The 20,356-nt window shown below is 63.6% G+C and carries 19 protein-coding genes; 2 read left to right on the forward strand and 17 right to left on the reverse strand.

Features of this window, described 5'->3' with window-relative positions; genetic code table 11:
• Nucleotide 1: 1 nt before the first annotated feature.
• The 16 genes from FHS97_RS01400 to FHS97_RS01475 all read right to left on the reverse strand — a co-directional run bounded on the left by FHS97_RS01400 (nt 2) and on the right by FHS97_RS01475 (nt 16,729).
• Nucleotides 2-592 carry a recombinase family protein gene (locus FHS97_RS01400; RefSeq protein WP_184032617.1) on the reverse strand — a complete coding sequence of 197 codons (591 nt, stop codon included), beginning with the start codon at nt 590-592 and terminating at the stop codon, nt 2-4.
• Nucleotides 593-878: 286 nt separating this feature from the next.
• Nucleotides 879-1,850 (reverse strand): PIN domain-containing protein, encoded by a 972-nt coding sequence (locus FHS97_RS01405; RefSeq protein WP_184032619.1) that lies wholly within the window; start codon nt 1,848-1,850, stop codon nt 879-881.
• A gap of 34 nt (nt 1,851-1,884) precedes the next feature.
• Nucleotides 1,885-2,265 carry a hypothetical protein gene (locus FHS97_RS01410; protein WP_184032621.1) on the reverse strand — a complete coding sequence of 127 codons (381 nt, stop codon included), beginning with the start codon at nt 2,263-2,265 and terminating at the stop codon, nt 1,885-1,887.
• A complete protein-coding gene (locus FHS97_RS01415; RefSeq protein ID WP_184032623.1) occupies nt 2,249-2,578 on the reverse strand; it encodes a hypothetical protein in 330 nt (109 codons plus the stop codon). Before FHS97_RS01415 ends, FHS97_RS01410 begins: the two co-directional genes overlap by 17 nt.
• Nucleotides 2,575-3,558: a phage minor head protein gene (locus FHS97_RS17670; protein ID WP_184032625.1), complete on the reverse strand. Its 984-nt coding sequence runs from the start codon at nt 3,556-3,558 to the stop codon at nt 2,575-2,577. Before FHS97_RS17670 ends, FHS97_RS01415 begins: the two co-directional genes overlap by 4 nt.
• Entirely contained in the window at nt 3,555-4,037 is a 483-nt protein-coding gene (locus FHS97_RS01425; protein WP_184032627.1) for a DnaT-like ssDNA-binding protein, read from the reverse strand. Before FHS97_RS01425 ends, FHS97_RS17670 begins: the two co-directional genes overlap by 4 nt.
• The gene (locus tag FHS97_RS01430) at nt 4,034-4,354 is read right to left on the reverse strand and encodes a hypothetical protein (RefSeq protein WP_184032629.1); all 321 of its coding nucleotides are present in this window, start codon (nt 4,352-4,354) and stop codon (nt 4,034-4,036) included. Before FHS97_RS01430 ends, FHS97_RS01425 begins: the two co-directional genes overlap by 4 nt.
• 207 nt (nt 4,355-4,561) lie before the next feature.
• Entirely contained in the window at nt 4,562-5,461 is a 900-nt protein-coding gene (locus FHS97_RS01435) for a major capsid protein (protein WP_184032631.1), read from the reverse strand.
• 27 nt (nt 5,462-5,488) lie between these two features.
• Nucleotides 5,489-5,794, reverse strand: coding sequence for a hypothetical protein (locus FHS97_RS01440; protein WP_184032633.1), 306 nt, complete (start codon nt 5,792-5,794; stop codon nt 5,489-5,491).
• An 8-nt stretch (nt 5,795-5,802) separates the two neighbouring features.
• Complete coding sequence (locus FHS97_RS01445) at nt 5,803-7,092, reverse strand: hypothetical protein (protein WP_221233060.1); 1,290 nt, start codon at nt 7,090-7,092, stop codon at nt 5,803-5,805.
• A 76-nt stretch (nt 7,093-7,168) separates the two neighbouring features.
• Entirely contained in the window at nt 7,169-8,851 is a 1,683-nt protein-coding gene (locus FHS97_RS01450; RefSeq protein WP_221233061.1) for a terminase large subunit domain-containing protein, read from the reverse strand.
• 608 nt (nt 8,852-9,459) lie between these two features.
• Nucleotides 9,460-10,398, reverse strand: coding sequence for a hypothetical protein (locus FHS97_RS01455; protein ID WP_184032635.1), 939 nt, complete (start codon nt 10,396-10,398; stop codon nt 9,460-9,462).
• Nucleotides 10,399-10,529: 131 nt separating this feature from the next.
• A complete protein-coding gene (locus FHS97_RS01460; RefSeq protein WP_184032637.1) occupies nt 10,530-12,257 on the reverse strand; it encodes a tyrosine-type recombinase/integrase in 1,728 nt (575 codons plus the stop codon).
• Nucleotides 12,258-12,801: 544 nt separating this feature from the next.
• Nucleotides 12,802-14,160, reverse strand: a complete 1,359-nt coding sequence (locus FHS97_RS01465) for an O-antigen ligase family protein (protein ID WP_184032639.1) — start codon at nt 14,158-14,160, stop codon at nt 12,802-12,804.
• Between the two features lie 268 nt (nt 14,161-14,428).
• Nucleotides 14,429-16,105 carry a GMC oxidoreductase gene (locus FHS97_RS01470; protein WP_184032641.1) on the reverse strand — a complete coding sequence of 559 codons (1,677 nt, stop codon included), beginning with the start codon at nt 16,103-16,105 and terminating at the stop codon, nt 14,429-14,431.
• Nucleotides 16,106-16,171: 66 nt separating this feature from the next.
• Nucleotides 16,172-16,729 carry a gluconate 2-dehydrogenase subunit 3 family protein gene (locus tag FHS97_RS01475; RefSeq protein WP_184032642.1) on the reverse strand — a complete coding sequence of 186 codons (558 nt, stop codon included), beginning with the start codon at nt 16,727-16,729 and terminating at the stop codon, nt 16,172-16,174.
• Nucleotides 16,730-16,999: 270 nt separating this feature from the next.
• On the opposite strand from FHS97_RS01475, the gene FHS97_RS01480 reads away from it, so the two are divergent.
• Nucleotides 17,000-17,203 carry a hypothetical protein gene (locus FHS97_RS01480; protein ID WP_184032643.1) on the forward strand — a complete coding sequence of 68 codons (204 nt, stop codon included), beginning with the start codon at nt 17,000-17,002 and terminating at the stop codon, nt 17,201-17,203.
• Between the two features lie 42 nt (nt 17,204-17,245).
• Here the strand turns inward: FHS97_RS01480 and FHS97_RS01485 are convergent, their stop codons facing one another.
• Nucleotides 17,246-18,019, reverse strand: a complete 774-nt coding sequence (locus FHS97_RS01485; RefSeq protein WP_184032644.1) for an SDR family oxidoreductase — start codon at nt 18,017-18,019, stop codon at nt 17,246-17,248.
• Between the two features lie 216 nt (nt 18,020-18,235).
• On the opposite strand from FHS97_RS01485, the gene FHS97_RS01490 reads away from it, so the two are divergent.
• Complete coding sequence (locus FHS97_RS01490; RefSeq protein ID WP_184032646.1) at nt 18,236-20,341, forward strand: hybrid sensor histidine kinase/response regulator; 2,106 nt, start codon at nt 18,236-18,238, stop codon at nt 20,339-20,341.
• The last annotated feature ends 15 nt before the right edge of the window (nt 20,342-20,356 follow it).

The following is a 20,356-nucleotide window of genomic DNA, read 5'->3' on the forward strand; positions in this document are numbered from 1 at the left end:
GTCACTGCGTCACTGAACAGTTTTTCTTTTCTATGCGCTGGATTGCGGCGCGGCTCACCCCATACTGCTTAGCCAACATGCCGAGGGACGCGCCCTGTGCGCGGCCTTCGATCACCGCTCGTTGCTGATCCGGGGCTAGAGTGGACGGACGCCCTAACGCCTTCCCCTGCGCCTTTGCGCGCGACAAGCCGGCTTGCGTACGTTCGACCAGCAAGTCGCGCTCGAACTCGGCGACAGCCGACAGCACGCCCATCGTCATCTTGCCCGCTGCGCTGGTGAGGTCCACACCGCCAAGGGCGAGACAATGCACTCGCACGCCGATCGCTGCCAGCGCCTCCACGGTGGCGCGCACATCCGTCGCATTGCGCCCCAAACGGTCCAGCTTCGTCACGATCAGCACGTCGCCATCCTCAAGGCGATCGACCAGCTTCGCGAAGCCCGCGCGTTCCATGGCGGCGACCGAACCCGACACGGTTTCGGCGATCACCCGGCGCGGTTCAATCGCAAAGGCCGCCGCCTCAATCTCACGGATCTGATTGTCGGTGGTTTGCTCGGCGGTGCTGACGCGGCAGTAAGCGAATGTTCGGGCCACGAGAACGACTCCTGTATCGAAAGCGTATCTCGGAACTAGCAGTGTACCGGAACTATCGTCAACCTATATTCCGATACATGTGGTGCATCTGGCACGTAACCGGTCGTTTCCGATACAGGCGTGGTCGCCGTTGTGGGTCGGGTGCGGGATAGCTGCCAGCAGTATATGGCTGGTGCGACACGGTGGAAACAATTGGCGCGGCCTTCCCGCGACGCGGAGCCCGGCCCGCCATGAACTCCGGGGTGGGTTGGAGCGGCGGGCTAAAGGCGGCACGGTTGCATTTCTGCTACACGGCTATCTTGAAGGCTTCACGCAAGTCGACAACTCGCTTTGCATCTATCTTGTTCTCAAACTTCTCGATGAGCCTCAGGTAGAACCGCGAAACGTCACTGTCGCTTCCTATCCAAGAAATCTGCCGATTGGTCTCGCCGGCTGTCAATATGCGATCCGCATCTGACCATGTAAGCGCGTCGAACAAGGCCTCTAGCTTTGCAATCGCTGCATGCGTTGTGGCGAAAGCCGCAGAATTTTCTAGACTGTCGACTGCGGCATGCCTCTCAACATCAGTGGCAAGATTGACGCTCGGGAAATGGCTATTTAAAAACGGCCGCAGTTCTTCATGGAGATACAGCGTTCCGGTCTTAGCTCTGCTCCACTCAGTCTTGAGGAAGTAGTGTGGCTGGGTAGCACTGAGAGGCGAGGCGAAATCGCCGTCCTTTGAAATGACGTGAAGGTCACTTCCCTCGGGCACACCGGCGAGTAACGCCTCCCAATTTATTTGGTCCCCGTGAGATTCCTTCTTGCCCGGCGGGTTCCCGACAATCCTACGCTTCTTCGCCGCCTCGATTATCTCGGACGTCGTGATTATCAAGTTGGCCTCAGCGATGAGATTGTCAAATGTTCTATCAGCGGCGAGCTGTCGGCTTTCCGCATCAGCTCTTGCCTTCTTGAGCAGCGCATCCCTAGCTCTTTGAAGGCCTTTCGATGCCTCACTGTACTCTTTTGCTTCGTTATACGCAGACATATATCGGGGGACACCCGGGCTCTTTCCGCCCTTCTCGAACTCTCGCGTCGACTCGGCGATCTTAGCCTCCCGATTTCGCTCGAACTCGTAGACGACTTGGTCCGGCACGTGCAAAATTAGCTTTTTAGCCTTCGCGAGCTCCGAAACTATTTTGAGCGCCTCGACATCATCTTTTGTATAGGCATAAAAGGCAAGAAAGACATTCGTATCGATAAAAATGTGCTCTGCTGCCATTTTGCCCCGCCCATAATTTGGTTGATAAGGGAGGCTAACTGATCCCAGCATTGACTTCAATCAGCGCTGCACCGAAATCATCCATTCCTGCGCTGTCCCGCTTGGACACGTCGCGACTCTTTTTCGCCAGTCCAAGCTTGATGAGGTTGGCACCTAGCAGCGTCACGTTACGGCGGTAGTTTTCCTGATCGACAGCCTTGCTTGCCAGCAAATCCGCAGTCGCCTGTTCGCACAGCATCGCGAGCGTCGCTGTGTTCATGAGCAACAGGCGCTCCGAGGCAGACGGGTTGCGTCCAAGCTGGTCCGCTAATTCAAGCCCGATCGACCGGAAGCGCTTAGCCTCCATAGTGCGCCCGTCGATCTTGCGACCAGCGACGTTCATGTCGAACGTGATCGCCTCAATGGACACGTTCACCTCCGCCGCGTGAGCGAACACGCTTTTTTAGCTTCACGGTCTGCGCCAGCTCCTCCTCAACATACGCGAGCACGCCGGATTGAACGCAATCAGGGTCAAGGCCGGCGTAGAGGCAAACCTCCTTGAAATCGTCGCCAGCCTCGCGAAACCATTCGAGCGCTTGCTTCTGAGACTTGGCACCCCGGCGGCGATCGTCACCCGCTTGAAGCCGGCCCACGGCTTCGCGGACAGCGCTCAAGATGACGCTTACAAACAAGCGCTGCTCGCCGGTCATCTGCTCACAAGGATGTTCTGCACGGTCGATCTGGATCATGCCGCGTTCCTCAGAAACGCCTTACACCGACAACCGGGTTCAAGGGGCGGCATGAAGCATGGTCCCAGCGGCGTCGCAAACGGCTGGTTGAGGGGCACGCCAGCACGGTTCATTCCCGGCACCTGCGCATGCGCAAGGCGGACACGTTCGTCACCAGCGGTGCGCCAGTAGCGGCGTTGGTCGGCGGGCAGCGCGCCGAACCGTTGCGCGATCTGCCAGCCAGTGAGCTTTGCGGCTTCGGCGATCTGGTGCGCAGCGTTGCCGGCGACGGCTTTGGTGCGCGCGTGCCGCAGTGCCTTGGCGTGACGATCCAGTAGCTTCTCAGCTTGGTCCGAGTTGATGCCGGTTCGCAGTGCCTTAGCGAGCATCTGGCGCTGTGCGGCGGTGATGCTGCCCCGTGTGGCGGCGAGGATTGTGTCAGCGTCCCAAGAGGCACTGGTGGCGCGGACGATCAGGGCTTCGCGGAGCACGTGGAGCGAGCGAGCTTGCGCGAGCGACAGGCCGACGACACGCCGTAGCTGGGCCGCGCGGCTGGCGGTGTTACCGCGTACGGTGAGCATCCGTTCGGCGGTCTCGCGAAGCGCTAGCGCGCTTTCGTGAAGGTAGGCCGCGCGGAACGAGCGAATGGCGCTGTCGCGGGCTGCTACGGCGTCTGCCGCACTCGTATTTGCAACGTGGCGGGCCTGTGCGGCAGCGAGGGCCGCGACGGCAGCGAAGAAAGACGCGAGCGCCACCAGCCCGCCGCCAGCTTCCAGCGCGTCACCAAGCGAGCCTTGTTCGGGATCGTCGGTGCCGATGAAGGTGGCGAGCTGGTCGGCGTAATGGTCGCGGGCGTCCGGGCCTTCCTCATCGGCGTTCGCCATGAGCGCCGCGAGCATCGTGGCATCCCACATAACCAGCACGTCATTGATCGCGGCGTCGATCGCCCCTTGCAGCTCCGCTTCCTGCCGTGCGGTGAGCTGGTCAATCTGGTCGATCACAGTAGCACCTCCGCGACGTTGGCGGACGATGCACGCAAATGGGGCTCGATCAGCCGGCGAACATGCTTCGGCAGCTCGTCGGCGATCGTGGGGAAATACATAGTCATGCTGTCACCCAGCATCCGCTGCATGACCGGGGCGCTGGATAGCTGCCCCTGCGTCAGAAGATAAATTGCCAGCTCGACAGATGCCGCGACGATTGCGGGCGGCGTTTCAGCCGTGAGCGGGTAACCATGCGGGCAACGATCGGACACGCGGGGCCACGCTAGCGATTGAGTAGCCGCGACCGCCCGTCCCTGCCAACGCATACGGTCCAGCAACGACGTGGCGGTGATAAGGGCTTGCGCCTGCGCCAGCGAGGTAGCGCCGCTCCATGCGCTGGAAAACAGCCGCGTGGCTGCGATCTCGTGAGCTTCGGCGAAGCTAGCATAGGAGTTCACCCCGGCGATAATCGTCCAGGCGGGTGCGGTATCGGTCACGTCAAATATACCTTGTGGAGAATGCCACCGAGAAGCGTGCGCAGCTCAAAGCGGGCAACCCTGATCTGGTCGCCGCCGGGCAGTTCGAACGTTTCACCGATGATGATCGGATGGGGGTGGTTGATGAGCCACACAACCGCGGTCGCGTCGGGCATAGCCTCGCGCGACGCCTGTCCTAGCAATTTGCCGGGGCTGTAGGTGACACGCGCGCGGTGCTCGGTGAACTCACCTTCCTGTGACTTGCCGAACACGTCGCGCTTGCCCGCATGAAGCTGGCGCACGGTGTCGGTCATCATAGGCAGCAGGTCGGCAAGCATCGAACACCTTGGAATGAGGACGCCAGCCGCGCGCCTAGGATTAGGAGAGAAGACGCCGCTGGCAGTCGGGGTTTTTCATGCGCGGGCACTCACCGACTAATCCCGCTCCGGTATCGCACCGGCCCTTGCCCTCCTCTCGACGCGCGGCGGACAACCTTTCCAGCGCCGAGAGTGTGTGAGGAGGTTCTGTTGTCCGCCGGGGTGAGCTTATGCCGCCTTGATGCCCTTGAGGCGGGCTGCGGCCTTCGGATGCTTGATGACGAAGCCGGAATACCACTCCGTACGCGTACGCAGCGCCGGCTTGTCATCCACCTCGCCGAGGTCACGCGCTTCGATCGGCTTCGTCTGGATGCCGTGTAGGGTGTCTGCGCCAAAGCGGACGGCGTAGATGCTGGTCGTGGCGGTGGCGGTGCCCTGCGCCTCATCGAACGCCAGAATATCCGCGCCGGTCTCATCTTCCTCGATCAGGCCGAATGGCACGCCAGCATAGCCGTCCAGCTCGCGGCCGAGTTGGTCCGTGCTGATGGTAAGTGCGTTCACCGATCGCGCGAGCTGGCGCGCCTTGCGACGAACGGTCTTGTTCATGAGCAACAGAGAGGGCGTGCCCCGCACTGCATCGACCAGCTCGTCCAGCATCTCCAGCGTCAGCACGTTTCCGTTCGTGCCCGCCGACAGAACCTGCGCCCCAGTAAGCCGGCGGTTCAGGCCGTCGAACTCCTTCGGGTTCTTCGACGTATCGCCGTCGAAGAACGTGCGCAGCCACGTGAGCGTCGCCGCCTTCGCCTTCATGCCGTCGTGGATCGCGCGAGTGTCGTTGTTGCCGGTCTGCATCGCGATTTGGGCGACGTCAAAATCGCTGTCGCCGCCGAGGATCGTGAGCGTTTCCGTGAGCGGGTTCACGACGCCAGTAGACTCTACATAGCCCTCGTTGAAGCCACGGAACGCCACGCCGGGGAGCGACTGTTCGCGGTTGTAGGTGTAGGCGTTGCCGGCGATGTTGATGAACGGCAGAGCAGCGAGCACCGGGTTCTCGGTCGCGAAAATCTCAACAATGCCGGACGTGAGCTGGTCGGGGTTCAGCTTCGCCCATTCCGAAATGGTAAGCACTTACGGGTATCCTCTCTAATTATCGTCTTAGTTGCGGTAACCGCCAGCCATGCGGGCGAAGACCGGCAGGGAGGCGGGATCAACGGCAACCGGCGTGATCGCCGGCTTGGCGTTATCGGTCGCGGGCACCGCCGGCTTGGCGTCGAACACGCCGGTTGCCTTGGCGGTGTGAAACCATGCGAGCTGGTCGGCGGGCGTCAGGCTAGCGGGTATCAGGCCGCGAAGATGCTCCGGCACGGCAGCAAGCACAGTCGATGCGGTGTCGGCGAGCTGCGCCTTGAGGGCGGCAAGCTCAGCGATGGCGGGATCGGGGGTCGGGTTCTCGTTTTCCATGTCAGTTCCTAGAGAGGCAGCGCCAGTGCGGCGGCTTCGTCGCGGCGGGATTGAAGTTCGCGCAGCGCGGCGGCGCGATCGGGAAAGCCATCTGGATTGAGGGCCATCAGGGCGTCAGCCGGAGACCAAAGCCCTAAGTCGATCTTGTCCCGGCTATTCGCGAGCTGTTCGCTCTCGGTGAGCTGGTCCTGCAATTCGGCGAAATCGACCGCTATCGTGGCGTCATCAGGGATGGTGCCGGGAAGATGCGTGTTCACCACTGCCTTGAGCACCGCGAACAAGCGGGCTTCGGCGATCCGCCACTGTGCGATGTCGTCCAGTCGCTCCTCACGAAGCTCGATGCGCCCCGCGTGTTTGGCGCTCCCGGACTCCGCCACCTTCGACAGGTCGAACACGTCGCTTCCCACGCCGTGCGTTGCGGCTGTCTGGCGCAACACAAATTCAATCGCGGAGAGGATCGACGCGATCGGCGAGTTGGGACTGGCGAACCCGAACGTTCCACCTTGAGGCAACGCGATTGCGCGATCCGGTCCAAATTGCAGAACCTCGTTGGCGCTAATGCCGGTGGCGAACGCTTGCCCATGCGCCTGCGTCTCGACCGATCGCCACAGGTTCGCCAGCGCGACGTTGACGGCGTCCTGCGCCTCAATCAGGTCATTCCCACCGGGTAGGAAGAACTGGTCATCCGGCAAGCGGTCGAACAGCGACACGAACGGCAGAACGCCGTAAGGGTTTGCGTTGCCGGCGTTACCTTCGATCCGGCGCGGCACGCCGCGATAGTTCAGGTGACGATAGCCGGTGGCGGTCCAATCGGAGTAGCTCACATCTTCGGCGCGGGTCGCGCCGTGAGTGAGGATGACTCGTTCCGGGTACTCGGGGTCGCTGTAGATCACGTCCAGCACGTTCGGGGTCACGACGTTCAGCGTCGGCGTGCCGGTCGCATCGTTAAAGCCGACTTGAAGCAAGCCCGTCTTGCATAGCTTCACATACCGCGATGCCTTCTTGAGCACCGCGTCAGCGTTCATCGCGCGATAGAGCGCGTCCATCGTCGCTTGATCGACGCCGGTAAACACTCGCCGGGGCTGGATGCGATAGGTGTTGGCGCGACGATTAGTGATCGCACGCACGACATTGATGCTGAAGACTCGAAACTGATCGGGACGCGACCAGCGGCGAGCGATGAGCTTCAGCGTCTCTTGGGATTGCTCGTCCAAATAATAACGAAGGCGGCGCGCGCAATCGTCCTTGCGATCATGCGACGCGGATGCTATCCGAACAGTGTCAGTTGCGAACAGCACCTTTACTCGCCAAGCTCCAAATAGACGAAAGTGGTAGTAGTATAACTTGATTCTGCTTGTGAGTCACGAACTTTGTTCATCGTGGCACCGTATGTGCGCCAACATTCTTCAATTTCATTGTGGCGAAGACTTTGAAGGCGACCGGCTGGACCGGCTTGCGAGCGAGGTAAGCATCAAACAGGCGGGAGGCTTGGCGCATCGAGCGACACTCGCGCGCGCAAAGCGGCACATGAGCACCCCCATTCAGCACACACGCCGCGATAGCTGGTCCGCGACCGTGGCAGTTGATGCCCTCAATCTCGTACGGGTTTAGCGAGACATGCCGGAGTGAGTGCGCGGCCCATGCGAGCGCGTGCACGAAATCGTCGTGTGCGCCGCGCGGGTGCGTGAACTTGGGGACGGAGGCTTCGCCATCGGTCGCCTTCCCGTCTGCCTGCACCTCGAACACGGCAAGCTCGGCAAGTAGCTCTTTGAAGGCGGGATGGATGTGCAACCGCTGCTCTGCGGCAGCCTGATACAGGCCCATGAAGGCTTGATACTTCGTGCGACGGGATGGGTGGATCACCTCCACGCCGGAGCTGTAGGGCTGTGTCCCAGCCCAATCCGCCACGTCCTGCGCCCCGTAGGACTCCAGCGTAGCGCGACTCATGCCGTAGCCGCGATGGTAACCCTCAAACCGGCTCTTGATGCCGCCAAGCCGGCCAAGGAACACGCTGTCGGCGTCCAGCACGAACAGGTGCTCCTCATCATCCAGGACGATCTTGGCGACACAGGCAGTGACGGTGCGGTCACCGTGGCGCGACCCGCCGAATGCGCGGTCCAAGCCACCACCGACGATGTAGGCAGACCCGGCGGCGAGCGCCTTCACGTCCAGCGGATACTCGTGCGTACACGCCGCCAGCATATCGGCGGGGAACAAGGCGCTGGTCGCATCACCCCAGCGGTTCAGGTGGTATAGCGCAAACTCGTGCGGAAGCATCTGGCGTGACAGGGAGCGGAGCTTGCTTTCGCTGATCCACGGCGGCGCGTTTCGGCATGCGTCGTCCAAGTCGGGGTAAGCGATGTGACTGAACGCGATCGACATGTCGGGGTCGGTCGGGTGGTTCGCAGCCTGATACAGCTCGAATAGCTTGTTCGACTTCGGCGAGACCGTGCTGTCGATCAGCATCAGCGAGCCGGCGGTGTCCAGTAGCGAGCCGGCGAGCGCCGCGAACACCTCGTCTCCGCGCGGGGCGGCGTGCAGCTCCGACACCTGCGCGCACGACAGCTTCTTGCCCCATAGCGCGGCGGGGTTGGCGCTGAACGCCTGAATGGTTGAGCCGGCGGTCGGGAACTCGACACGATCGCCAAGCACGTTGATCGTGCCCGCCGCGACAAGACGCTTGAGCAAAGGGGTTTGCTCGAAAGCCTCACGGATCGAGCGGAACGCCGTGTCGACCACCTGCTTCTCAGAATTGGCGACCACAGCGACGGTCTCGGTTTGCCGGGTGAGAAACCGCCACACGATAATCATGGCGGAGGTGACCGACTTGCCATGTCTCCGGGGCCAACAGAACACCGCGACCGACACGTCCTTACCGTCCAGCGCCTTCGCGATCTCCGCAGCTTCGCGGGGTCCGGGAACGAACGGGGTGAACCCACCAGTGCTCGACCGAACGCGCGGCTGCACGTCTTCAAGAAACGTGAAGAAGCCCGCGCTGCCGGAGCGCCAAGAGGCAATCGACGCGGCGAGGCTGGACGTGGCAGAGGAATTGGACAAGCGGACGGACTCGGGAGCTGATGTGGAACGCCGCGTATTCGCGGGATCAGCCTGACGACGCTCGACTTGAGCGGCCCTTGTCCGGGCTGGACCGCACGCGGTCCGTAGAGTTTTGGTGCCTAGCGCCGCTGCGCGGCTGGTGGCTCATCGGTGTTCAGCGTACGCGCGCTTTCGTGATCGCCGCAAACGCCGGAGTTTATGGCACTCCGGGTTCCTGTGGATTAACCCGATCCTCAAACGGGGTTCTCGGGATTGCCTCGAACCTCATCATCGTAGCAACTTCGGCATAAAAATGGAACAGGCAATTTGCTTGCACTCCGAGGTTGTTACCTGAAACCTCAAGAAATAAGCGAGCTGTCACGAAGTGACGGCGAGCTGATTACCCGACCGAAGGGAGGGTAACCGTATCAGCTATCTATTTATCGCAACGCCTATCGCCACGCCTTCGGCGTGACGATAAGCTACGCCGTCGCGTTGCGACGGCTTGCTTCGTCTCTCGCTTCGCTCGAAGGCAAAAACACCCCCATCTGTGTCGTCAAATGTTTTAAGAAATTTTTGACGACACACGTTTCGAACGGGGTAAAAATGGCGGATTAACGCGACTCCGATCAAGCGTCTTCATCCAAAATCTCGAAAATCACTCCGTTCAAAAATTGTCCGGGTGAACGGGGTGGAATTGGCTCATCGGCGGGCAAGAACACCGCCCACACAGACCCCTGCTCCTCCAATCTCGCAACGCGAGAGATTGCCTCATTCACCCGAGGTCGCAAGGATGTAGGGGACATGCCGTGATCGCGGCCTAGCGCAACCAAAGCACGCATAACGTCACCGCCGGTGATCTCGCGTCCGCCCCTGCCCTCCATCGCCTCCCGGACCTGCCATACATCGCAAGTGACAGCGATCATGCGATCAGAGAGGTTACGCAACCAAGTCGGTGCGCCCGCCGACCGCGCGGCACTCATAAGCGCGTCATGACGCCGATCACGCTCGTCACTTAGCGCCGCCAGCGCGGTCGGAGTGGCCGTTTTAGCCAGCTTCGTCGTTCGGCTCTGTTGCGCACGCTGCTTGCGCTTACGCTTCGCGTCTTCCGCACGCTGCCAAGCCAATGCATCCTCATTGTCGGAGCGCCAGCCGCGTTCCGCGCACGCAGTCGCAAACTCGGTGAAGGTAGGATGCTCATACCGCTCGGTGCCGCCCAGCCGCTGAGTGGCTGCTATCCACGCGGCTCGCTTTGCAGCGATGCCGGCATCCATCTCCATACGCTGCTCGGCGAAGGTGCCGCACGCTTGTCGAGAGGGGCAACCCGCACACCAGCGCGGCGGCCCTTCCTCGCCCTTATAGGTCAATCGCCGGTCGAACTCTCCGCGAAGATACTCAATTGGGCTGGCGAAGCATGCGAGCTTACCAATCGGCTTGTGGCTGATGTCTCCAGTGGCATCGATAGTTACCTCGCGGCAAAGAAGAGCCTCTTTACGATTGCGGTAGGTTTGAACACGCGGAACATGCTTGCCGTCACGGTGGATGTACGCTATATTATTGGCGATCATTGGTTTTCATCATCTGGTGATCTTTCCTAAAGACAAACTCGCCCGCCGGTTGATCCGGCGGGGATTTTTCTATTCGTAAGAATATCCCAAAGTCGCCAGAAAATCAACGACGCGTTATTGAACGGGGTGAACTAGAGGAGCAAACCTCCGTTCCCGAACTCGACCCCATCAAAACGCACCTGCACAATCACCGGCGCGAGGAAGCGGACCGTACCCTGCCGCACAGCGCCATACCCGGCGGTCGTGCTTTTCTGGTCATGCCCCAGCGCAACGGCAATCTGGTCATCAACCAGCCCGACCTCGACCCGGAGCCGGTCTGCCAGCTCGTGGCGGAAGCTATGCGCGCCCAAGCCATCAGCGCCTGACTTGACGCCGATGCGGGTCAGGTAGTCACGCCAGAACGCAGAGGGTTCGGCCCCGAGCTGGTCACGATCGTTTGCCACCAGCTCCGGGAACAACCTGCTGTCGCCGCCGGCCTTCCGGCGTTCTTCCACAAATTTCACAAACCCCAGCTCAACGAGCTTGGTGTGCGCGACCGACGCACGCGATTGCCCGGACTTAGTGGTCTGCCCCTTCGCTGGTGCATGCTGGATGTCGATAACCCACGCGCCGCTGTCGTGCTTTGACACGTCCTCCGCCCGAAGCTGCGCCGCCTCGCCGATGCGCATGCCGGTGAACAAGCAAAGCAAGGGTATCCAATACCGCCAATCGTTCGAGCAAACCTCGCCGGGACGATGCTCTTTGCCGTCCGCCTCAAACCCGCTGAACAGAGGTGATGCCAGAACCTTGTTGAGGCGATCCGTCCCGAGCGGCGGGCGCGGGTTTTTGCCGCGCACCTTGTCGTGGAACAACCCGTTGCACGGGTTCGACAAGTCCCAGCGCTCCTTGATGAGCCAAGCGAACAAAGGCGATATGGTCGACAGGTGCTTGTTGACCGTCGAGAGTGCCGTGCGAGGCATTTCAGCCAATCGAGCTTTCGCAGCCGCTTCCCGCATCGACAGGCCGCGCATATCGGCCCTGTCGCGCCATTTGGGCGGTAGCTGGCGCAACGTGTCGCGGTAATCGCGAACGTGCTCCGGCTTGATCGACGTGATGGCGCGATCGGTCCCGACGAACGCGGCGAACTGCTCGATAACCTTGCGGTCTTGCTTAAGGGTGTCGTCGCGCTTGCGGCCTTCGGCAAGGCGCTGCTCGGCGTAGCGATCGAACAATTCCAGCAACGTCTCACCCGGCTTCGCCTTATCAGCCTTCCGCTGACGTTCCTCCCGGATAAGTGCACTTCGAGGCTCGACGTCTAACTCGCCGGAATAGCGGCGTTGGTGGATGGCCAACGCTTCAATGGCGCTTTCCGCCAAACCTGCGACCAGTGCCTCATACTCGGTCGTGCCGGACACGATCGGAAGCGAACGCGCACTAATCATGCGATCCGCCATCGCCCGGAAGCTCGCGTCGTCACCATCAGCATGCCGGCGGGTAAGTCGTCGAAGGTCCGCCGCCCGCTTCGCCATCTCCGCGTCCTGCGCTTCATCATCCGCCGGGAGAGCGCGGCGTTGATCTTCAAGCCGCTGCAACAATGCTTCATGCTGCGCCAGCACCAGCGCGGGGACACTCACGTCACTGGTTGGGCGCAAGAGCCCTGCCGGCATAGCAACTACCTCACCCCGTGCGGTCGCCCACTCCCGCTTCCATTCGTCCAGCACCGCCAGTGCGCGGTCAGAGGCAATCCGGCGGTCAGTCGTGCCCATCGACTTCACCCGCTCCTTGGGCTTGCCGGGAGCATGAAGGGCGCGTGGAATGGGAACGCGAAGCTGCCACGTGCCGCGCGCGCCGCGCTGAACGAGGTAGGTTGAAAGGGACATAGAAAGCGGCTTTCCGTGCAAGTGCTGTAGCAACTCGTAGCACGATTGCTGTAGCAAGTGGAGTCCGAAACCCGCATAAAACCGCGACTCGTGGTCAATCCTGTGTCAATATGGTCGGGACATTCCCATCCTGTCTCCCCGACCATTATTACCGACCTTTATAGCTCTGTCTCGTAAGCTGGTTCACCCGCCGGCAGGGCTTTCGGCGGGATGTCGATCGAGCGCGAGATGCTCGCGGCTCACCAGCAGCAGCGCGTCGATCCAGTCAGGCTGTGCTGTAGCGTTTCCGCGGCGCACCGCCGCCGACAGCTATTTAGAGAAGCTCTCGATGCGGATCATCGGTTATGACCGGCGAATGCGCTAACGGCCCATGTCCCGGATCGGCAGAGATATCGTCCTTGATGACGATTGAGACAGCGCCCCGGCGATCTCGCACAGGTCAGGTGCGGTCGGCGAGAGCGGGAACATCCGGTCCGATCCGGCTCGGCGGGCCGCCGCCCATCGACGATGGCGACCAGTCGCCGCGCCCGCTTGCGGCTCCGGCTCAGATCGCGACCGGCCGCCCCGCCGCATCATCGGCTGGCTCGTCGGCCTCGCGCTGCGCCGCACGTTTCGCGCGCCGCTCCGCCTCGGCATCAGCGCCGACCTGCTCGGAAAGCCCGACGCCGAGCCCCAGGAACAGGAACATGAGGTACTGGACCGGCGACATGACGAACGCCCACTCGAATTTGAGGTGCAGCCCGGCGGTCAGCAGCGACATGCCGATCCCGAGCAGATAGTCGCCGCGTTTGTCCTTCCGGTATTGGAACGCGGTCCGGATGATCTTCAGCACCCCGCCACCGATGAAGAGCACCAGCACGATCGCGCTGATCATCCCGGTTTCGGCGGTCACGAGCAGGTAGCTGTCATGCACGTTGGTCGCGCGGCTGCCGGACATCGAGTTGACGCCCGCGCGCGACGCATAATTGCCGATGTTGCTGATGACGACATAGCAATTCGCGCCGACCCCGGCCGGATAATCCTTGATGATCATCCAGGCCGCCTGTTTGAACGCTTCGCGCTCGGCATTGCTGCTCTCGACGTTGTTCGAGTTCACGCGCTTGCCGATCGTGGTGATCGCCACCGGGGTGAGCGCCAGCGCAGCGACGCCGGCGAGGCCGAACACCATCGCCTTGCGCGCGGTCCACCGCCATTTGCTGGAGATCAGCAACAGCGCGCCCATACCCGCTGCGCCGAAACCGAGCGTGGCGCGCGACGCGGTGAGCACGTCGATCGCGAGCGCGACCGGCGGCCCGACCTTCGACTGCCAGCCGCGGACATTGGCGAGCAACAGCGACAGCGCCGGAATGCCGACAAGATTGGTCATCAGCCCGAGCAGGTTCTGCGCTCCCAGCGTTCCGCCGGGCTGCAACACGCCTTCCAGATGCTGTTGCACGGCATAGAAGAGCTCGACGCACAAGGCAGCCACGCCGCCCGCAACCGCCGCCTTGTAGGCGTGGGGATTGGCCGCCAGCCGTCGCGCCGCGAGGAACACGAGCAACATCCTGACGAGCTGCGCCGCATAGCCAAGCGCCGCCAGCTTGTCGATCGCCCAGGCCGCGCTGAGCGCGGTGAGGACGGTGTAGCTGATGAACAGCCAGATTAGCGGTGCGCGCTTCTTGCGGCGCGGCGTCCCGATCAGGATCGCCACCGCCAGCGCGTCGATGACCGATACCTCGATCCCCTTGGTGTGGCCGGGCCAATAGGGGAAGGATACCGGGGCGACATACAGATGCCACAGGCTGAGCAGGAACGGCGCGAAGCCCATCGCGAAGGCGAACGCCGGCTGGTAGCGCGCCTTGCGGGCGGACGAGGCCAGTGCGGGGCACAGGCCCAGCAGGAGCAACAGGAAAACCCACTTCAAGGCGACGCGTCTCCGGCAACAGGGGGAGCCGCGGCGTAGCAGCCATGGCCACCCGCCATCGGCCGGTCCCCCCGGACGGCCGATACAGGGCCGCAATCGTGTTTCAATCTAAAAGTTCGCGTCGCTTATTGGGGCATCAAAGCAGAATTTTCGATTAACGAGGCGCGGCGGTCGCCCGGAGGACGCCGCAGCTATCACGTCCTTCGTCCTTTGGATCGGGGGAGAAAGCGGCATCCCGGATCGGGCGCGGGATGCCGGGACCGAACACCTAGATCACCCCCGCCTTCATCTGCGCCACCGCCCGGTCGGCGGCGCGCGCGGTCATCGCCATGAAGGTGAGCGACGGGTTCACGCATGACACCGACGCCATTTGCGCGCCGTCGGTGACGAACAGGTTGGCCGCGTCATGCGCCTGGTTCCAGCCGTTGAGCACCGACGTGTTTGGATCGCGCCCCATCCGCGCGCCGCCCATCTCGTGGATCGCCTCGCCGGGGACGTGCTTGCCGCGCCCGCCCTTGACGTTGGTCAGCCCGGCGCGGCGCAGCATCAGCTGCCCCTGCTCCAGCGCGTCGTCCATCATCTTGATCTCATTGTCACGGAACGTCACGTCGAAGCGGAGCAGCGGCGTGCCGAAGCGGTCGGTCTTGTTGAAGTTCAGCATCACGCGGTTGTCGTCGTACGGCAGGCATTCGCCGAACGCGCCCATCGAGAAGCGCCACGGGCCATATTCGCGCATCCCGTGCTTCATGTCGGCACCGAAGCCGTCGACCATCGCCGGCTGCCGGAACGCCTGCCCCTGATAGCCATAGCCGCGCTTGAACGGCAGCTCTTCGGTCACGAGGTTGCGGAAGCGCGGGACGTACACGCCGCCCGGCCGCCGGCCATATTCGATCAGGTCGGTCATGCCGGGAATGTCGCCCGACACGCCGACGCGGAAGATATGGTCCATCACCGCGCTGCCCAGCGCTCCGTTGGAGTGGAACCAGCTCCGCTCGCTGTCCTTGGGGCGCGAGTTGAGCAGGACGTGAAGCGAGCTCATCGCCGAGGCGCACAGGAACACCATGCGCGCCGGCACCACCTCGGCGCGGCCGGTCTTGGCGTCGACCATCCGCACCCCGGTGACGCGCTTCTTCGCGGGGTCATATTCGAGGTTGGTCACCCAGGTGTCGGAGCGCAGCGTCAACCGTCCGGTCGCGCGCGCCGCCGGCAGGGTGACGGCCTGCGTCGAGAAATAGGCGCCGAAGCTGCACCCGTGGCTGCATTGCGAGCGCTTCTGACAGCGCGTGCGGTTCTGCTCGGGCTTGTCCTCGGTGATGTTGCTGAGCCGCGCGTTGATGAGCTTGCGCCCCGGAAACTCGCCCTCGAGCCGGCCCTTGAGCCACTTCTCGGCGACGTTCATCGGGAACGGCGGCATGAACTCGCTGTCGGGAAGGTAGTCCAGCCCTTCCTTGCCGCCCGACACGCCGATGTACTTCTCGACATAGCTGTACCACGGCGCGACGTCGTCATAGCGGATCGGCCAGTCGACCCCGACGCCCTCGCGCTTGTTCGCCTCGTAATCGGTCGGTGCCCAGCGGAAGCTCCAGCGGCCCCAGGTCAGCGACTTGCCGCCGACCACCGACGGGCGGACCCAGTTGAACTTGTTGGGCGCGTCATAATCGTAGGGGTTGAGGCGATCGTTGATGAAGAACGGCTGCGTGGCGGGCGACACCCAGCCGTTGAGCGCGAAATAATCACGCTTGGCGAGCGCCGCCGGCATCTTGTCGCGCGCCGGGGTTTCGTAGACGGACTTGCCGTCGAACGGATAATCCTCGCCATGTTCGACCATTCGGCCGCGGTCCACCATCAGGACACGCAGGCCCTTTTCGGTAAGCTCCTTCGCCGCCCAGCCGCCGCTGATGCCGGAGCCGATGACGATTGCGTCGAAACGATCTGTAGCTGCCATGATCTTGTAAGCCCGCCGTCAGGAGGTTCGGGGAAAGGCGCCGCGCGGTGGCGCGCGTCGGTCGTGTCAGGACGAGAAGATGCGCTTGACCTTCGCATAGGGGTAAGCGCCGTCATACTCGCCGGGGACCGGCAGATATTCACGCTCCTTGGTGATCCCGACCTCGGACGTGTAATAGCCGGTGAGCACCAGCTGCTTGAACGCCGGGAAGAAATCGGTCGCGCCGGGCAGCTTGTCGTTCATCGCCAGCGTCAGCAGCGCATCCTGCTGCGCGGCGGTCGCCTTGACCGCGGGGACGCGGTAATCGGCCATGCTCCGCGCGTCAATCGCCGCGAGGCCGCCGAAGATCGTGGCACGCTCGTCGTCGATCGCCCAGTCGCCTAGCATGTGCTCGATATAGTCCGGTACGCCGGCGGTGATCGCGCCCGGCGTGTCGGTGGTCGGGATCACGCGCTCGCTGAGCGCCGCGACCAGCGCGCGCTGCGCGGCGTTGAACACCGGCGCGGGCGACCCGGTATTGATGACGGGATTGGGTTGATAGGCGACGGCGCGCGCGAGCGGCGCGAACGCACTCGCGCCGAATGCCGCCACCATCGCGACCAGCGTCTCGCGACGATCAATCATCGCGACGCCTCGCGCCCGCGACCTGCGTGAGCCTGGCTCATGTCCTCTCCCCAACCCGCCACTATCTTGAGGTCGGTTATCCACGCTCCACGCGGACAGTCAATGCGCCGATGGTCTGAGCCGGATCAAGGCATTCGCCGCATTAACCTTATTTCAGCAAGCATTTGTCATTGAAGAGCGACACCCGGCTCGTGCGCGGGCCCTATAATGATTGCTGACCGGCCGATTTTTCCAATTGGCCGCCGCCCCCGACCGGGAAAGAGGTTCTTGATGACGTTGCGTGGCCTTTCGGCATGGTTCGGACTCGGCTCCAGCCTTTTGGCCCTGCTCGTTGCGGTGGAGCGGCCGCACTGGTTCGGGCTGGCCGCCGGCGCGCCCGCGGCGACGGCGACGGCTACCCGGGCCGTCCCGGCCGGCAGCGCCGCGCGGTCCGCGCCGTGGCTCATCAAGCGCGACACCGCGCGGACGCGCTGAGCGCCGCCACCGACGTCGCGCGCCGCGCGGGGCGGCGCGCTTCTATTCGCCGCCGGCGGCGCGTTGCTGCGCAGCCCGCTCGGTCAGCGTTTTGAGCGTCTCGTCGAAGCGCCCCTCGCGTTCCGCCTGTCGCAGGAATTGGACCTCGTCGACGAGAATCTCGCGCGGGGTCGGCTGCTGGAGGAACTGCGCGGCGACGGCATCCGCGAACGCCTCGAGCGGCATGTAGCCCGGCCGGTTCGACTGCCCCGGCGTCAGGTCGGTCTGCACCCCCGGCGGCGCCAGCTCGATGACCTCGACCTTGCCCTCCAGCTGGGTCCGCAGCGACACGGTGTACGAATGGATCGCCGCCTTGCTCGCCGAATAGGTCGGCGCTGCCACCAGCGGGACGAACGCCAGCCCCGAGGTGACCGTGACGATCGCGGCGTCGGGCTGCTTGACGAGATGATCGATCAGCGCGTCGGTCAGCCGGATCGGGCCGAGGATGTTGATCTCCACGGTCGCTTCGGCATCGCCCAGATCGCGACGCCCGGTCAGGTCCTCGTATTTCATGATCCCGGCATTGTTGAATAGCACGTTCAGTTCGGGGAAGTCGGCGACGATCGCCGCGGCGAACGCCGCGACGCCCGCCGCGTCCTCGACATCGACCGTGCGGACATGGATGCGTTCACGCCCGGCGGCGGCCGTTTCAAGCGCCTCGCGACGACGACCCGCGATGATCACCGTGTCGCCGCGATCATGGAAGCGATGCGCCAGCGCTTCGCCGATACCACTCCCGCCGCCCGTCATCAGGATCGTGTTGCCACTGGTCTTCATCGCTGCTCGCTCCACCTGTCCCGCGGCGCGGAAACGATCCGGGCCGCGCAGCACAACGTGACGAACGCGCAGCGGGTTTCCGCGCGCTATGCCGTTGGTCGCGCGCAGCGCTCCGGCTGCCGAGCCCATCAGCACGCGGCTGCCGCCATCCACCTTTCTTGACCGGGATCATCAAGCTAGGTCGCTCGTTATCTGACCGCCCAGCTTCCGGAAACCATGACCGATCTTCCTTTGCCCCCGTCCGACGATCTCCCGCCGGGGCTCGGCTTTCTGGCCGGAGGCGGCGCGGCGACGCGGCTGATCCTGGCACGCGACTGGCGCGATCACCCGCTCGGCCCGCCCGATCGCTGGCCAGGCCCGTTGAAGACCGCGCTGAGCCTGCTGCTCAATTCACCCGAGTCGATGATCCTGTGCTGGGATGCCGGCGAGTTGTTCTTCTTTTTCAACGAGACTTATTTTCCGCTGCTCGGCCCGCGGCTCGACTGGGCGATGGGCACGCCGATGCGCGAGGTCTGGGCCGATGCCTGGGAGCAGGCACGCCCGATCGTCGACGACGCCTTCGCCGGGCGCAGCCAGCGGTTCGTCGACCTGCCGTGGAAGCTCGCCACCGATCGCGGCGCGGCGGAGACGTGGTGGAGCTTCTCCTATTCGCGCGTGCTCGACGAGCACGGTGGCAACGCCGGCCTGTTCATCTTTACCAACGAGACGACCCAGCGCGTGCTTGCCGACCGGGCACTCACCGAAAGCCGCGCGGAACTGGTGACGCTCAACGCCGATCTCGCGCGGCAGGTCGCGCGGCGCACCGCCGAGCGCGACCGGATGTGGAACGCCTCGCCCGACCTGATGGTGGTGGTCGCGCCCGACGGCCGCTATCTGGCGGTCAACCCGGCATGGACCGAGATCCTCGGCTATCGGCCTGAGGAATTGATCGGGATCGAGGCGCTGGCGCTGGTCCATCCCGACGATTTGCCCGCCGCGGTCGAGGCGCTGGCGGCGGCGCAGGCCGGGACGATGCCGACGTTCGAGACGCGCTTCCGCCATCGGGACGGCAGCTATCGTTGGCTGCAATGGGTTGCCGCCCCCGGCGAAACCGAGGTGTTCGCGATCGGCCGCCACATCACCGACGCCAAGGAAGCCGCGGAACAGCTCAAGCGCACCAGCGAACAGCTCAGCCAAGCGCAGAAGATGGAGGCGATCGGGCAGCTGACCGGCGGGGTCGCACACGATTTCAACAACCTGCTCACGATCATTCGTGGCTCGGTCGAGCTGCTGCGCCGCCCCGACCTGCTCCCCGAGAAGCGCGACCGCTATATCGAGGCGATCAGCGAAACCGCGTCGCGCGCCGCCAAGCTGACCGGACAGTTGCTGGCGTTCGCGCGGCGCCAGGCGCTGACGCCCGAATTGCTCGACATCGGGGTGGCGGTCGGCGAGATCGGCGAGATGGTGCAGACGCTGATCGGCAACCGCGTCGCGCTGCATGTCGAGGCGCCCGCGACGCCATGCCTCGCCGAGGTGGACCGCAGCCAGTTCGAGACCGCGCTCGTCAACCTCGCGATCAACGCGCGCGACGCGATGGACGGCCAGGGCACGCTGCGCATCGCGGTCGCACTGGTCCCGGAAATCCCGTCGTTGCGCGGGCATCATGGGATCAGCGGCGACTTCCTGTCGGTTTCGGTGATCGACGACGGCGCGGGGATCGCGCCCGAGGCGTTGCCGCATATCTTCGAGCCGTTCTTCACCACCAAGGAGGTCGGCAAGGGCACCGGGCTCGGGCTGAGCCAGGTAATCGGCTTCGCCAAGCAATCCGGCGGCGACATCAGCGTCGCCAGCGAGGCCGGGCGCGGCACCACTTTCACTTTGTACCTGCCGCGCGTCAGCGAAGGGCGTGTCGCCGCCGAACAGATCGCCGACGACGGCCCCGCCGATGGCCAGGGCGCGTATGTGCTGCTGATCGAGGACAATGAGGAGGTCGGGCGTTTCGCGACCAGCGCGCTCAACGAACTTGGCTATCGCAGCGTGCTGGCGACCAATGCGCAGGACGCGCTGGCAATGCTGGAAACCGATGCGGCACGGTTCGACATCGTCTTCTCCGACGTGGTGATGCCGGGAATGAACGGCGTCGAATGCGCGACCCGCATCCGCCAGAACCATCCCGCGCTGCCGATCGTGCTGACCAGCGGCTATGCGCATGTGCTCGCCGAAAACTGGCAGCACGGGTTCGAGCTGCTCCACAAGCCTTATTCGATCGAGCAATTGTCGCGCGTGCTGCGCCGCGCGGTCGCGCGCAGCGCACGCTGGAGCGGCACGGGACGGCGGGATTGAGGAACCTGCGACGTT

It is taken from the genome of Sphingomonas endophytica (assembly GCF_014199415.1).
Classification (GTDB): Bacteria; Pseudomonadota; Alphaproteobacteria; order Sphingomonadales; family Sphingomonadaceae; genus Sphingomonas; species Sphingomonas endophytica.

Coding starts and splice junctions, on each gene's coding strand:
- FHS97_RS01405 (WP_184032619.1), bottom strand. CDS start 1,850: ATGGCAGCAGAGCACATTTTTATCGATACGAATGTCTTTCTTGCCTTT.
- FHS97_RS01415 (WP_184032623.1), bottom strand. CDS start 2,578: ATGATCCAGATCGACCGTGCAGAACATCCTTGTGAGCAGATGACCGGC.
- FHS97_RS01430 (WP_184032629.1), bottom strand. CDS start 4,354: ATGCTTGCCGACCTGCTGCCTATGATGACCGACACCGTGCGCCAGCTT.
- FHS97_RS01440 (WP_184032633.1), bottom strand. CDS start 5,794: ATGGAAAACGAGAACCCGACCCCCGATCCCGCCATCGCTGAGCTTGCC.
- FHS97_RS01455 (WP_184032635.1), bottom strand. CDS start 10,398: ATGATCGCCAATAATATAGCGTACATCCACCGTGACGGCAAGCATGTT.
- FHS97_RS01460 (WP_184032637.1), bottom strand. CDS start 12,257: ATGTCCCTTTCAACCTACCTCGTTCAGCGCGGCGCGCGCGGCACGTGG.
- FHS97_RS01470 (WP_184032641.1), bottom strand. CDS start 16,105: ATGGCAGCTACAGATCGTTTCGACGCAATCGTCATCGGCTCCGGCATC.
- FHS97_RS01475 (WP_184032642.1), bottom strand. CDS start 16,729: ATGATTGATCGTCGCGAGACGCTGGTCGCGATGGTGGCGGCATTCGGC.
- FHS97_RS01480 (WP_184032643.1), top strand. CDS start 17,000: ATGACGTTGCGTGGCCTTTCGGCATGGTTCGGACTCGGCTCCAGCCTT.
- FHS97_RS01485 (WP_184032644.1), bottom strand. CDS start 18,019: ATGAAGACCAGTGGCAACACGATCCTGATGACGGGCGGCGGGAGTGGT.
- FHS97_RS01490 (WP_184032646.1), top strand. CDS start 18,236: ATGACCGATCTTCCTTTGCCCCCGTCCGACGATCTCCCGCCGGGGCTC.